At 72.3% G+C, this 13,474-nt stretch carries 13 protein-coding genes; 3 read left to right on the plus strand and 10 right to left on the minus strand.

Going from position 1 to position 13,474, the window contains the following annotated elements; all coding sequences use genetic code 11:
- Window positions 1-554 precede the first annotated feature (554 nt).
- Window positions 555-1,586 (plus strand): tryptophan--tRNA ligase, encoded by a 1,032-nt coding sequence (trpS, locus tag ACH4ZX_RS32655; protein WP_398280745.1) that lies wholly within the window; start codon window positions 555-557, stop codon window positions 1,584-1,586.
- Here trpS and ACH4ZX_RS32660 read toward each other — a convergent pair.
- Window positions 1,520-2,521 carry a GlxA family transcriptional regulator gene (locus ACH4ZX_RS32660; RefSeq protein WP_398280748.1) on the minus strand — a complete coding sequence of 334 codons (1,002 nt, stop codon included), beginning with the start codon at window positions 2,519-2,521 and terminating at the stop codon, window positions 1,520-1,522. The two genes, trpS and ACH4ZX_RS32660, sit on opposite strands and share 67 nt — an antisense overlap.
- A 75-nt stretch (window positions 2,522-2,596) precedes the next feature.
- Here ACH4ZX_RS32660 and ACH4ZX_RS32665 point away from each other — a divergent pair, with 75 nt between their 5' ends.
- Entirely contained in the window at window positions 2,597-3,184 is a 588-nt protein-coding gene (locus ACH4ZX_RS32665) for a cysteine hydrolase family protein (protein WP_398280751.1), read from the plus strand.
- 106 nt (window positions 3,185-3,290) lie between these two features.
- Here ACH4ZX_RS32665 and proC read toward each other — a convergent pair whose 3' ends face one another.
- From proC to ACH4ZX_RS32695, 6 genes are all read right to left on the minus strand, one after another.
- The gene (gene proC / locus ACH4ZX_RS32670; protein WP_360745160.1) at window positions 3,291-4,103 is read right to left on the minus strand and encodes a pyrroline-5-carboxylate reductase; all 813 of its coding nucleotides are present in this window, start codon (window positions 4,101-4,103) and stop codon (window positions 3,291-3,293) included.
- Between the two features lie 198 nt (window positions 4,104-4,301).
- Window positions 4,302-5,114 carry an ABC transporter permease gene (locus ACH4ZX_RS32675; RefSeq protein WP_398280756.1) on the minus strand — a complete coding sequence of 271 codons (813 nt, stop codon included), beginning with the start codon at window positions 5,112-5,114 and terminating at the stop codon, window positions 4,302-4,304.
- On the minus strand, window positions 5,111-5,926 hold the full coding sequence (locus tag ACH4ZX_RS32680) for an ABC transporter ATP-binding protein (RefSeq protein WP_398280759.1): 816 nt from the start codon (window positions 5,924-5,926) through the stop codon (window positions 5,111-5,113). The genes ACH4ZX_RS32675 and ACH4ZX_RS32680 overlap by 4 nt, the downstream gene beginning before the upstream one ends.
- Window positions 5,927-6,087: 161 nt before the next feature.
- The gene (locus tag ACH4ZX_RS32685; protein ID WP_398280762.1) at window positions 6,088-6,588 is read right to left on the minus strand and encodes an EamA/RhaT family transporter; all 501 of its coding nucleotides are present in this window, start codon (window positions 6,586-6,588) and stop codon (window positions 6,088-6,090) included.
- Window positions 6,589-6,631: 43 nt separating this feature from the next.
- Complete coding sequence (locus tag ACH4ZX_RS32690; protein ID WP_398280939.1) at window positions 6,632-6,919, minus strand: SH3 domain-containing protein; 288 nt, start codon at window positions 6,917-6,919, stop codon at window positions 6,632-6,634.
- Between the two features lie 85 nt (window positions 6,920-7,004).
- The gene (locus ACH4ZX_RS32695) at window positions 7,005-7,331 is read right to left on the minus strand and encodes an SH3 domain-containing protein (RefSeq protein ID WP_398280765.1); all 327 of its coding nucleotides are present in this window, start codon (window positions 7,329-7,331) and stop codon (window positions 7,005-7,007) included.
- Between the two features lie 181 nt (window positions 7,332-7,512).
- Here ACH4ZX_RS32695 and ACH4ZX_RS32700 point away from each other — a divergent pair, with 181 nt between their 5' ends.
- On the plus strand, window positions 7,513-9,609 hold the full coding sequence (locus tag ACH4ZX_RS32700) for a serine/threonine-protein kinase (RefSeq protein WP_398280768.1): 2,097 nt from the start codon (window positions 7,513-7,515) through the stop codon (window positions 9,607-9,609).
- Window positions 9,610-9,685: 76 nt separating this feature from the next.
- Here ACH4ZX_RS32700 and ilvD read toward each other — a convergent pair whose 3' ends face one another.
- From ilvD to ACH4ZX_RS32715, 3 genes are all read right to left on the minus strand, one after another.
- Window positions 9,686-11,539 carry a dihydroxy-acid dehydratase gene (ilvD, locus tag ACH4ZX_RS32705; protein WP_398280771.1) on the minus strand — a complete coding sequence of 618 codons (1,854 nt, stop codon included), beginning with the start codon at window positions 11,537-11,539 and terminating at the stop codon, window positions 9,686-9,688.
- 222 nt (window positions 11,540-11,761) lie between these two features.
- Window positions 11,762-12,367, minus strand: coding sequence for a TetR family transcriptional regulator (locus ACH4ZX_RS32710; protein ID WP_398280774.1), 606 nt, complete (start codon window positions 12,365-12,367; stop codon window positions 11,762-11,764).
- Window positions 12,364-13,188 carry a sugar phosphate isomerase/epimerase family protein gene (locus ACH4ZX_RS32715; protein ID WP_398280777.1) on the minus strand — a complete coding sequence of 275 codons (825 nt, stop codon included), beginning with the start codon at window positions 13,186-13,188 and terminating at the stop codon, window positions 12,364-12,366. The genes ACH4ZX_RS32710 and ACH4ZX_RS32715 overlap by 4 nt, the downstream gene beginning before the upstream one ends.
- Between the last annotated feature and the right edge of the window lie 286 nt (window positions 13,189-13,474).

A 13,474-nucleotide genomic window follows, 5' to 3' on the forward strand; every position in this document is an offset into this window, starting at 1 on the left:
CCTTCGGTCTTGCGTTTCCGACTCTATCAGATCCTTTCGGCGTCTGATTCCCAGTCAGCGGGATTTGTCTTCCCGGCCGTTGGGCCGTTCCGACGAGTGAGACTTTAGCGGATTCCTCGCTCCCGAGCTAATCGGGGGCTGCGGCCTTTCGGACGCGGATTCCTCATTTCGCGAATACGCATGCCGAAGACGCGGCGGCAGGTCGAATGATCGACAGACGCCGGTCTTGGTTGGTACTGCGGAATGGCTGTCCGGGGACCGACCGGAGTCGGCGCTCACGTCGGACAACTCGGAGAACAGTACGGACCGGCCCGGTCCGTGTCAACTTCGGTCCGGACACCCCCGGAACCGCCTGGTGAAGGCGTTCGGGAGGCGTACTCTGTGGGGCATGACGACGCGTACGTGCAACCAGTTCTGGTGGGCCGCCTGACGGCGGCCGCAGTCACGTACGCACCCACGGCCGCCGCTTCGGCGGCCGTTCTCGTATCTCCCTCCAGAAGCTCCTGAGGGCCGGCCGCCGGGGCCGGCGGCCTCGACCAGGAGGTGGAAGAGGGATGACGCGAGTCTTCAGCGGGGTCAAGCCGACCGGGCACCTGACGCTCGGGAACTACCTGGGAGCCATGCGGCGGTGGGCCGCGGTGGACCAGCACGAGGCGGACGCGCTGTTCTGCATCGTCGATCTGCACGCGCTGACCGTCGACCACGACCCGGCGCGGGTGCGCAGGCTCAGTCGGCAGGCGGCCACGCTGTTGCTGGCGTCCGGACTGGACCCGGAGCTGTGCACCGTGTTCGTGCAGAGTCACGTCGACGAGCACACACGGCTGTCGTACCTGCTGGAGTGCGTGGCGACCGACGGTGAGATGCGGCGCATGATCCAGTACAAGGAGAAGGCCCCGCGGGAGCGGGCGCGGGGCGGGAGCGTGCGGCTGTCGCTGCTGACGTATCCGGCGCTGATGGCGGCGGACATCCTGGCCTACGCGGCGGACGAGGTGCCGGTGGGGGACGACCAGACGCAGCACGTGGAGCTGACGCGGGATCTGGCGGTGCGGTTCAACCAACGTTACGGCCACACGTTCACGGTGCCGAAGGCGACGCCGCCGGCGGTGGGCGCACGGGTGATGAATCTGCAGGACCCGACGTCGAAGATGGGCAAGAGCGACGACGCGGGGCCGGGGATCGTCTACCTGCTCGACGAGCCGGACGTGGTGCGCAGGAAGGTCATGCGGGCGGTGACCGACAGCGGGCAGGACGTCGTCCACGACAGGGAGGAACGGCCGGGTGTCGCGAATCTGCTGGAGATCCTCGCTGCCTGCACCGGCGGGGATCCGGAGGAGCTGGCCGGTTCGTACGCGTCGTACGGCGCGCTGAAGAAGGACACCGCCGACGCCGTGGTCGAGGTGCTCAGGCCCTTGCGGGAGCGGCACCGGGCGTTGTGCGCGGACCCCGGATACGTGGACGGGGTGCTGCGGGACGGCGCGGAGCGGGCGCGCGCGATGGCGCGGCCGACCGTGGATGCCGCCTATCGCGCCATCGGGCTGCTGCCGGCCGTCTCCGGCGCGGACCCCGCGCCGAACGCCGCCCGGTAGGCGCGCGGGCTGGTGGCGAGACGCGATGCGAAGTGCTGGCGCATGGTGACCTCGCTGCCGAAGCCCGCGCGGCGGGCGACCTCGGGCATGGGCAGGTCGGTTCGTTCGAGGAGTTTCTGGGCGGCCGCGATGCGCTGGTCCAGGAGCCAGCGCAGCGGGGTCGTGCCGGTGGCCGCGGTGAAGTGGCGGGCGAAGCTGCGCGGTGACATGCCCGCGTGCGCGGCCAGGTCGGCCACCGTGAGGGGCTCGTGCAGCCGGCGCAGGGCGTGTTCGCGTACGGCGGCCAGGGCGTCGGCGTCGCGGTCCGCGCGCGGGGTGGGCTGCTCGATGAACTGGGCCTGGGTGCCGGTGCGGAAGGGGGCGGTGACCATCGAGCGGGCGATGGTCGCCGCCGCCTCCGCGCCGTGGGCCCGGCGGACGAGGTGGAGGCACAGGTCGATGCCGGCCGCGGTGCCGGCGGAGGTCCAGATGCCGTCCTCCTCGATGAAGAGGGCGTCGGGGACGACGGTGACCCGGGGATGGTGTGCGCGCAGGAGGTCGACGAGGTTCCAGTGGGTGACGGCTCGGCGGCCGTCGAGGAGGCCGGCCTGGGCCAGCGTGAAGGCTCCGCCGCAGAGGGCGGCGACGGTGGTGCCGCGGGCGTGGGCGCGGCGGAGGGCGTCGAGGACCGGCGCGGGTGCGGGGGTGAGGTGGTCGTCGAGGCCGGGGACGACGATCAGGTCGGCGCGGGAGAGCCAGGCGAGGGTGCGCTCGGGCAGGAGGGTGAGGCCGCCGCGCATCGGGACGGGGGCGGGGTCGGCGGCGACGCGGCGCAGGTCGAAGGCTGGGGCGCCGCGATCGGTGCGGTCGGTGCCCCACACCTCGGTGATGACGGCGACATCGAAGGCGCGGATGCCGGGGAAGGCGACGAGGGCGACGCGGTGGGCGCTGGCCATGGATGGCAGTAAACCATCGATCGCCGACTTCCGCGCCGCTGGGAGGGCAGGGGGCGGCGCGGCAGCATCGTGGGCATGGACATAGCGGAGAACGCGGCCCTGGTGGTCGTGGACGTACAGCAGGGTTTCGAGGACGCCGGCTTCTGGGGGCCGCGGAACAATCCCGGGGCGGACGACAACATCGCCGCGCTCATCGACGCGTGGCAGTCGACGGGACGGCCGGTGGTGTTCGTGCGGCACGACTCCGTCGGTCCGCGGTCGCCGCTGCGGACGGGGCAGGCGGGCAACGACTTCAAGGAGTACGTGGAGCGGCGGCGCGGCAGGACGGCCGGCGGGGCGGAGCTGCTGGTCACGAAGACGGTGAACTCGGCCTTCTACGGGACGCCGGACCTGGACGCCTGGCTGAGGGCGGCGGGCGTCACGCAGCTCGTGGTGGCCGGGATCCAGACCAACATGTGCGTGGAGACGACGGCCCGGATGGGCGGGAACCTCGGGTACGACGTGGTGGTCGCGTACGACGCCACGTACACCTTCGACCTGGAGGGGCCGTTCGGCTGGCGGCGGAGCGCCGAGGAGGTGGCGCAGGCGTCGGCGGTGTCGCTGCACGGGGGCGGGTTCGCGCGGGTGGTGACCACGAAGGAGGTCGTGGACGCGGCGCGGTGACCGCCGGGGGGCGGTGACGGCCGGGGGGGGTGACCGCCGGGGGGCGGTGACCGCGGGGGTGTGACCGCGGGGGCGGTGAGTGTGGTGGGGCCGCCCCCGGCGGGGGTCAGTCCTTCTTGCCGGAGGCGAGTTCGCGGCTGCGGTCGCGGGCGGCTTCGAGGGCGGCGATGAGGGCGGCGCGCACGCCGTGGTTCTCGAGTTCGCGGATGGCGTTGATGGTGGTGCCCGCGGGGGACGTGACGTTCTCGCGGAGCTTGACGGGGTGCTCGCCGCTGTCGCGGAGCATGACGGCGGCGCCGATCGCGGACTGGACGATCAGGTCGTGGGCCTTGTCGCGGGGCAGGCCGAGCAGGATGCCGGCGTCGGTCATGGCCTCGACGAGGTAGAAGAAGTACGCCGGCCCGGAGCCGGAGAGGGCGGTGCAGGCGTCCTGCTGGGCCTCGGGGACGCGGAGCGTCTTGCCGACGGCGCCGAAGATCTCCTCGGTGTGGGCCAGGTGGTCGGCGGTGGCGTGGCTGCCGCCGGAGATGACGGACATGGCCTCGTCGACGAGGGCGGGCGTGTTCGTCATGACGCGGACGACCGGGACGCCGGCGGCGAGGCGTTCCTCGAGGAAGGCCGTGGTGATGCCGGCGGCTCCGCTGATGACCAGGCGGTCGGCGGGAACGTGGGGGGCGAGTTCGTCGAGGAGGGCGCCCATGTCCTGCGGTTTGACGGTGAGGATCAGGGTGTCGGCGGTCTTGGCCGCCTCCGGGTTGGTGACCGGGGTGACTCCGTAGCGGGCACGGAGCTCTTCGGCTCGCTCCGGGCGGCGGGCGGTGACCAGGAGGTCGGCCGGGGCCCAGCCGCCGCGGATCATTCCGCTGAGCAGGGCTTCGCCGATCTTGCCGGTGCCGAGGACTGCGACTTTCTGCGTCATGGCTGGGGTGCCCTCCGAGGGTTGCGTCGTCCGGACTCATCCTCGCACCGGGCATCGGCGTGCGGGGCGCTTGTCCGGTGGGCGGACGTGGGGCGCGGGTGCGGCGGCGGCCGGTACGGGGCGGGGGCAGGGCGGGCCCGGGGCGGGCGAGGCTGCCGGTGAGGTGCGGCCGGTCAGGATGGCCGGGATGGTGGCCGGTCAGGTCGTCCGGCGTCGCAGCGTCGCCGCGCCCAGGCCGAGGACCAGCACCGCGCAGCCGGCGACGACCAGCACGTCCCGTACGAAGGTGGCGGTCATGTCGGTGTGCTTGAGGACCTCGTTCATGCCGTCGACGGCGTAGGACATGGGCAGGACGTCGGAGATGCCCTCCAGGACGGGGTGCATGTTGGAGCGCGGGGTGAACAGGCCGCAGAGGAGGAGCTGGGGGAAGATCACGGCCGGCATGAACTGGACCGCCTGGAACTCGGACGCGGCGAACGCCGAGACGAAGAGGCCGAGGGCGGTGCCCAGCAGGGCGTCGAGCAGGGCGACGAGCAGCAGCAGCCAGGGGCTGCCGACGACGTCCAGGCCGAGGAACCAGACCGCGAGGCCGGTGGCCAGGGCGGACTGGATGATCGCGAGGATGCCGAAGGCGAGGGCGTAGCCGGCGATCAGGTCGCCCTTGCCCAGGGGCAGGGCGAGGAGGCGTTCCAGGGTGCCGGAGGTGCGTTCGCGCAGGGTGGCGATGGACGTCACCAGGAACATCGTGATCAGCGGGAAGATGCCGAGGAGCGAGGCGCCGATGTTGTCGAAGGTGCGCGGGCTGCCGTCGAAGACGTAGCGCAGCAGGAACAGCAGCAGGCACGGCACCAGGATCATGAGGGCGATGGTGCGGGGGTCGTGGCGCAGCTGGCGCAGGACCCGGGTCGCGGTGGCGGTGGTGCGGTGCAGGTTCAGCGCGCCGGTGGGGACCGGCTTGACCGCCGGGGACGCGGTGGTCGCGGTGCTCGGGGTGCTCGGGGTGGTGCTCATCCGGTGGTCTCCTTCGCGCGGGCGGCGACGGCCGCCTCGTCGACCAGGTGCAGGAAGGCTCCCTCGACGGTGTCGGAGCCGGTACGGGTGCGCAGGGCGTCCGGGGTGTCGTCGGCGAGGATCTCGCCCTCCCGCATGAGCAGGAGGCGGTGGCAGCGTTCGGCCTCGTCCATGACGTGGGAGGAGACGATGAGGGTGGCTCCGCGCTCGGCGGCGATGCGGTGGAAGAGGTTCCACAGGTCGCGGCGCAGGACCGGGTCCAGGCCGACGGTGGGTTCGTCGAGGACGAGGAGTTCCGGGCGGCCGAGGAGGGAGACGGCGAGGGAGACGCGGCTGCGCTGCCCGCCGGAGAGGTTGCGGGCCAGGGCGTCGGCGTGGCTGGTGAGGTCGACCTCGGCGAGGACCCGGTCGACGTCCTGGCGGCGGTCGTGGGCCGGGGTGCCGGGGGCGAGGATCGCGGCGAAGTAGTCCAGGTTCTGGCGGACGGACAGGTCGTCGTAGACGGACGGGTCCTGGGTGACGTAGCCGATGCGGGTGCGCAGGGTGGGGTGGCCGGCGGGCCGGCCGAGGACCTCCAGGGTGCCGGTGACCTTGGCCTGGGTGCCGACGATCGCCCGCATCAGGGTGGTCTTGCCGCAGCCGGACGGGCCGAGCAGGCCGGTGACCTGGCCGCGCGGCACGATGAAGCCGATGCCGCGCACGACCGTGCGGGTGCCGCGGACCACGGAAAGGCCCTCGGCGCGCACGGCGGGCGCGGCGGGCGCGGCTCCGGGATCGGGGGCGTCGGCGTCGCCGCGACTTATATTCATCATGTGCTGAACAATCCTCCTGTCCGCCGGGGCTGTCAAGCGGAACCCGGACGACCGTCTGAGCCGGGGCCGAGTGGGCGTTGCGGGTGGGCGTCGGGGGAGGACGCGGGCACGCGTGAGAGCCGGCCGACGGCCGGAGGGGGGTACGGGCGCGGCGGCGCGTTCTAGGCGCGGCGGCGCTTCTTGGACGGGTTGCCCGTGCGGCGGGCGCCGCGCTTGGCGTGCCGGGCGAGTGCCGCCTCGTACTCCTGGCGGTGCAGCTTCTCGCCGGGGGCCTCGGTGAGGGAGCGGAAGAAGTAGGCGAGGAGGGAGCCGACGAAGCCGATGGCGAGGAGGCCCCGCAGGGACGCCTGGCGCTGCGGGTCGGGACGGGCGCCGAAGCCGTCCCAGGCGTGCCGGAAGGCCAGCGCACTGCAGATCGCGAACATCGCGACCATGAGGACGGTGACGAAGGCGCCGGTGTCGGCGATCTGGAGGCCCTCGTAGGCGAAGCGCAGGACGAGGCAGGAGGCGACGGCGGCGGCGAGCGAGCCGACGGCCGCGCCGATGCGGCGGAGTCCGTAGCCGCGGTCGTGGTTCACCCAGGTGGTGCCGAAGAAGCGGAGGGGTTCCGGGCGGGGGGCCGCGGAGCCCGCGCTGTCCTGGGGGCCGGTTTCGTCGCTCACGGGACGATTATGGCTCGCAGGCGGACGCGGGCTCCGGGAGGGTTCAGGCGCAGCGCGGGGCTACGTAGCCGTCGCTGCCCGTCTTCACATAGGCGTCCGACACGTACTCGCCGTTGTCGATGTTGTCCCAGATGTTCGACGTGCCGTAGTAGCCCGACACCGTGGTGCCCGGCGTCTGGCAGAAGATCGGTACCTGGGAGCCCGCCGGCAGCACCCGGACGAGGGGGTAGCCGGTGCCGGGACCGCTGCGGACGTTCAGCTCGACGCCGGGCGCGATCGGGTAGTACTGCACGGTTGCCGCCGAAGCGGTCGCCGGAGCCGCCGTCACCATGAGGAAGGCTCCGACGGCACCGGCGAGCAGGACGGATATGCGCCTGCGGGAAGTCATGGATGTCCCCTGGTAGTGGTGTGGTGGGTCAGGATCCGCACCTCGGGCGGACATAGCCGTCGCTGCCGGTGTTCACGTAGGTGTCGGAGACGTACTCGCCGCTGCCGATGCAGTCCCAGATGTTCGACGTGCCGTAGTAGCCCGACACAGTGGTGCCCGGCGTCTGGCACAGGATTCCCACTCGGGACCCTTCGGGCAGGACCTTGACGATCGGGTAGCTGGTGGCGGGACCACTGCGGACGTTCAGCCTGACGCCCGGAGCCACCGGGTAGTAGGTCACGGATGCCGACGCGGCCATCGCCGTGACGGCCTCCTCGTCGCCGCCTTCGATCTGTTCGACGCGGTCAACAGTCATGGAAAACTCCCCCGTTCAACCCCATGCGTGCCATGGGGCCCCGTTGATACCCATGGCACGCGCCATCAAACACGCCTATGCGACCCGCTCGTGAACGCTGGCAAGTCGCCTCTGTCCCGCACGAGTCATCGACTAGGCTCCGTGCTTCGCGCGCATGGACGAACAGCACGGGGGTGGTCCCATGGCGCCGCAGCGGAAGGCCGGAGCGGGCGCGGAAGCGGAACTGCCCGAGTACGCCGGTCACTACCGTCTGGAGTCGTGCCTCGGCTCGGGCGGCATGGGGGTCGTCCACCTGGCCCGCAGCACCTCGGGCATGAAGCTCGCGGTGAAGGTCGTACACGCCGAGTTCGCCAAGGACCCCGAGTTCAGGGGGCGTTTCCGGCAGGAGGTCGGCGCGGCCCGCAGGGTCAGCGGCGCCTTCACCGCGTCCGTCGTCGACGCCGACCCGGAGGCCGAACGGCCTTGGATGGCCACGCTGTTCATTCCGGGGCCCACCCTGTCCGAGCACGTGAAGCGGAACGGGCCCATGGCTTCCGCCCAGTTGCGCCGACTGATGGCCGGGCTGGCCGAAGCGCTGCGCGACATCCACCGGGTCGGGGTCGTGCACCGGGACCTGAAGCCGAGCAACGTACTGCTCGCCGAGGACGGGCCGAAGGTCATCGACTTCGGCATCTCCCGGCCGAAGGACAGCGAACTGCGCACCGAGACGGGCAAGTTGATCGGCACCCCGCCCTTCATGGCGCCGGAGCAGTTCCGGCGGCCGCGGGAGGTGGGGCCCGCCGCCGACGTCTTCGCGCTGGGGTCGGTGATGGTGCACGCGGCGACCGGACGCGGGCCGTTCGACTCCGACAGCCCCTACGTCGTCGCCTACCAGGTCGTGCACGACGAGCCGGACCTGACCGGCGTACCGGAGAACCTCGCGCCGCTCGTCCTGCGCTGCCTGGCCAAGGAGCCGGAGGACCGGCCCACGCCGGATCAGTTGATGCGCGAGCTCCGGTCCGTGGCCGCTTCCTACGACACGCAGGCGTTCATACCGGCGCAGCGAGCGGCCGACGCACCGCGTCCGGCGACGGAACCCGAGGAGCCGCCGCCCCGGCGGACGGGAGGGCGCCGCGGCAAGCGGGCGGCGGTCCTGGCCCTGGCCCTGTTCCTCGTCGCGGGCGGCGCGTTCGCCTGGGCCCAGTCGCCGGACGGCGGGGACGGCGCACCGGGCGGGACGGGCGCCGGGGCGCCGTCCCCGTTCAGTGCCTGGGCGACCAGGCCGTCGGGCACGGCGGGCGGCCTGCCCCGCTGCACGTACGGGACGCGGCTGCTGCTGTGCGCACAGCCCGGCCTGCTGTCCGCCCTCGACCCCGACGACGGGAGCGTGCGGTGGCGGCACGGTCTCTCCGGTGGTGACGCTCCCGATGTGTCACCGGTCCTCTCAGGAGGCCTGGTGCACGTCCTGACCCAGGCCGGGAAGCGGGTGGAAGCGCTCGATCCGTCATCGGGCAAGGTGCGGTGGGCACGAGACGTCTCGGCCTACAGCAGCATCCGCTACGCGGGCGGCACGCTGCTGCTGACCGGTTCCGGCGGCAAGGTGACCGGCGTGGACAGCCTGTCCGGGGAAACCGAGTGGAGCCGGCGGATAACGGGGCTGGACGAGCCGTACTTCGTGTCGTTCCCCAAGAGCCGCTGGGCCTTCGCCGCGACCCCGTCGGCCGACGGGACGCGGACGAAGGTCACGGCGGTCGATGCCGCCACCGGGCGGAAGGGCTGGAGCGCGTGGTTCGACGGCGGGCTGACGATCGCCGGCGTCACCGGCGACAGCTTGGTGCTGCTGGCCGGCGGCAACGAGGTCGGCACGGCGAGCGCGGTGGTCCGCTACGAACCGGAGTCGAGGGTCACCCGGCGTGTGCCGCTGACCGTACCGATCGATCAGGCGCAGGCCACCGTGCGCGGGAATCTCGTCTGTCTGCTGGGAACCGGGGGTTCCCTGACGCTGGTCGACACGGATGCCGGCAGGCAGCTGTGGTCCGTGGAGACGTCCGTGAGCCGTGGTTCGGCACCGGTCATCGAGGGCCGTCACGTGTACTTCAGCGCCGCTGACGGACGGCTGCTCGGGGTGGACGTGGCGAAGGGGAAGCTGCTCGGGCAGACCCGGCCGCGGCTCAGTTCCCGCGCGGACGCGTTCATGGCCGCCCTCCCCACCCCCCAGCCCGCCGCCCCCCGCGTCTACGCCGCCGCACCCGACGGCACCGTCTTCGCCGTGGACTCGCGGGATCCGGCGGCCTGGTAGGAAGCGCCTGTCGGGCGGGCGGGGACGGCGAAGGGGCCGCCCCCGGAGGGAGCGGCCCCGGTGCTGGGCGGGGGCGTCAGCCCAGCTTGGTCACGTCGCGCACCGCGCCCTTGTCCGCGCTGGTCGCCATCGCCGCGTAGGCCCGCAGCGCCGCGGAGACCTTGCGGTCGCGGTTCCGCGGGGCGTACGTGCCGCCCAGCGCCTCCTTGCGGCGGGCCAGCTCGGCGTCGTCGACCAGGAGCTCGATCGTGCGGCCGGGGATGTCGATGCGGATGCGGTCGCCGTCCTCGACGAGGGCGATCGTGCCGCCGGACGCCGCCTCGGGGGACGCGTGGCCGATCGACAGTCCCGACGTGCCGCCCGAGAAGCGGCCGTCCGTGATGAGCGCGCAGCTCTTGCCGAGGCCGCGGCCCTTGAGGAACGACGTCGGGTAGAGCATCTCCTGCATGCCGGGGCCGCCCTTGGGGCCTTCGTAGCGGATGACGACCACGTCGCCCTCCGTCACCTGCTTGTTGAGGATCTTCTCGACGGCCTCTTCCTGCGACTCGCACACCACCGCGGGGCCCTCGAAGGTCCAGATGGACTCGTCGACGCCGGCCGTCTTCACGACGCAGCCGTCGACCGCCAGGTTGCCCTTGAGGACCGCCAGGCCGCCGTCCTTGGAGTAGGCGTGCTCGACGGAGCGGATGCAGCCGTTCTCGGCGTCCTCGTCGAGGGTGTCCCAGCGCTCGGACTGGGAGAACGCCTCGGCCGAGCGGACGCAGCCCGGGGCCGCGTGCCACAGCTCGACCGCCTCGGGGGAGGGGGAGCCGCCGCGGACGTCCCACGTCTTCAGCCAGTCGGCCAGCGACGGGCTGTGGACGGAGTGCACGTCCTCGTTCAGCAGGCCCGCGCGGTGCAGTTCGCCGAGCAGGGCGGGGATGCCGCCGGCGCGGTGCACGTCCTCCATGTAGTACGTGCGGTGCTTCGCGACGTTGGGCGCGACCTTCGCCAGGCACGGCACGCGGCGCGAGACCGCGTCGATCTGCTCCAGGCCGAACGGCACGCCCGCCTCCTGGGCGGCGGCCAGCAGGTGCAGGATCGTGTTCGTGGAGCCGCCCATCGCGATGTCGAGGGCCATCGCGTTCTCGAAGGCGGCGAAGGTGGCGACGGAGCGCGGCAGGACCGTGTCGTCGTCCTGCTCGTAGTGGCGCCGGGTGATGTCCATGACCGTGCGGGCCGCGGCGACGTAGAGCTGCTTGCGGGCCGTGTGGGTGGCGAGGACCGATCCGTTGCCGGGGAGGGAGAGGCCGATCGCCTCGGTCAGGCAGTTCATCGAGTTGGCGGTGAACATGCCGGAACAGGAGCCGCAGGTCGGACAGGCGTTCTCCTCGATGCGGAGGATGTCCTCGTCGGAGATCTTGTCGTTCGCGGCGTCGGCGATCGCGTCGATCAGGTCCAGCGAGCGGACCGTGCCGTCGACCAGGGTGGCCCGGCCGGCCTCCATCGGGCCGCCGGAGACGAACACCGTCGGGATGTTCAGCCGCAGCGCGGCCATCAGCATGCCCGGGGTGATCTTGTCGCAGTTGGAGATGCAGACCAGGGCGTCGGCGCAGTGGGCCTCGACCATGTACTCGACCGAGTCCGCGATCAGGTCGCGGGAGGGCAGGCTGTAGAGCATGCCGCCGTGGCCCATGGCGATGCCGTCGTCGACCGCGATGGTGTTGAACTCGCGCGGGATGCCGCCCGCCTCGGTGATCGCCTCGCTCACGATCCGGCCGACCGGCTGGAGGTGGGTGTGGCCCGGCACGAACTCCGTGAAGCTGTTGGCGACGGCGATGATCGGCTTGCGGCCGATGTCCGCACCGGGTACACCAGAGGCACGCATAAGGGCGCGGGCGCCCGCCATGTTGCGGCCGTGGGTGACTGTGCGGGACCTCAGCTCGGGCATCGTCGCTCGCTCCTTCAGGACTGCCGTCGGACGATTCAGTCGGTGTTCAGTCGGTTGTCAGCCGGTTCGAGGCCAGTACGGACCTCACGTCGAGCGTACGCCGGTCATCCAGGTGTCGGGACGAGGTGTCCGGAATACGGGACGCGTGTCTTGCGCCGTGCGGTCGGGCTTCTCACGGGCCGGTGCCTCGCCGTCCGACGTCTCGCCGTCCGGGCCGTGCCGTCAAGGTCCGGTCAGGTGTCCCTGCACCACCGGGGCCACCCGCGCGATGATCTGCTCCACGTCCGCGGAGGCCAGCGGCTCCATCTTGATCACGTACCGCAGCATGGCCGACCCGACCAGCTGCGCGGCCGCCAGTTCGGCGCGCAGTTCCGCGTCCGGCACGTCGAGCTGCACGGCGATGCGGCGCAGCAGCTGCGCGGCGACCAGGTCGCGGAAGACACCGGCCGCGGTCTCGTTGTTCACGGCGGAGCGGACGATCGCCAGCAGCGGTGTGCGGGTCGTGGGGTTCTCCCAGATGCCGAAGATGAAGCGGGTGAGCCGTTCTCCTACGCCGTCCAGCGGGCCGTCGGCGACCGCGTCCGGCGCGTGGCGGGCGGGCGCGAAGGCGGTCTCGATGGCCGCCGCGAAGACCTGTTCCTTGGTGCCGAAGTAGTGGTGCACCAGCGCCGAGTCCACACCGGCCGCCTTGGCGATCTGGCGCACGGACGTCTTGTCGTAGCCGCGCAGGGAGAACTCCTCGCGGGCCACCGTCAGGATGCGGTCGCGGGTGCCGGCCGACTCCGTGCGGGTACGGCGGCCCCGGCGCCGGGAGGTGGCCTCGGTCACGGCCGGGGCACCTGCATCGCGGACGCCAGGTGCAGGCGTGTGAACGCCAGCGCCTCGGCCAGGTCGGCCTCGCGTTCGGCGCCGGACATGGCCCGGCGGGTGTTGACCTCGATCACGACGTGCCCGCCGAAGCCGGTGAGCGCCAGGCGCTCCAGCAGTTCGGCGCAGGGCTGGGTGCCGCGGCCGGGGACCAGGTGCTCGTCCTTCGCCGATCCCCGGCCGTCCGCGAGGTGCACGTGGCCCAGGCGGTCGCCCATCCGGTCGACCATGTCGATGGCGTCCGTGCGGGCCGTCGCGGCATGGCTGAGGTCGATCGTGAAGTGACGGTAGTCGTCCTTGGTGACGTCCCAGTCGGGGGCGTACGCGAGCATCTCGCGGTCGCGGTAGCGCCAGGGGTACATGTTCTCGACGGCGAACCGGACGTCCGTCTCGTTCGCCATCCGCCAGATCCCGTCGACGAAGTCACGCGCGTACTGCCGCTGCCAGCGGAACGGGGGGTGGACGACGACCGTGGTCGCGCCCAGCTTCTCGGCCGCGGCGCGGGCTCGCTGGAGCTTGACCCAGGGGTCGGTGGACCACACGCGCTGCGTGATGAGCAGGCAGGGGGCGTGCACGGCGAGGATCGGGATCCGGTGGTAGTCGCTGAGTCTGCGCAGGGCCTCGATGTCCTGGCTGACCGGGTCGGTCCACACCATGACCTCGACACCGTCGTATCCGAGACGCGCGGCGATCTCGAAGGCCGTCGCCGTCGACTCCGGATAGACGGACGCCGTCGACAGGGCGACCTTCGCATCCGGGATGCGCACGACTGGCTCTGCCATGGGTGACAGGTTACGGGGTGCGGGTGCGTGCGGCCGGGCCCCAGTACGCCGTTGTGGCCATCGCCACGGGTAGGTGACGGTCGGCGGGGGCTCGCCGGTGCGGGTCCGCGGGGGCTCGCCAGTGCGGGTCCGCGGGGGGCTCGCCAGTGCGGGTCCGCCGGGGGCTCGCCGGTACGGGTCCGCCGGGCCCCGCCAGTGCGGGTCCGCCGGGCCCCGCCGGTACGGTCCGCCGGGCCCCGCCGGTACGGGTCCGCCGGGGCCCCGCCAGTGCGGGTCCGCCGGGCCC

It is taken from the genome of Streptomyces sp. NPDC020490, from assembly GCF_044335305.1.
Taxonomy (GTDB): Bacteria; Actinomycetota; Actinomycetes; order Streptomycetales; family Streptomycetaceae; genus Streptomyces.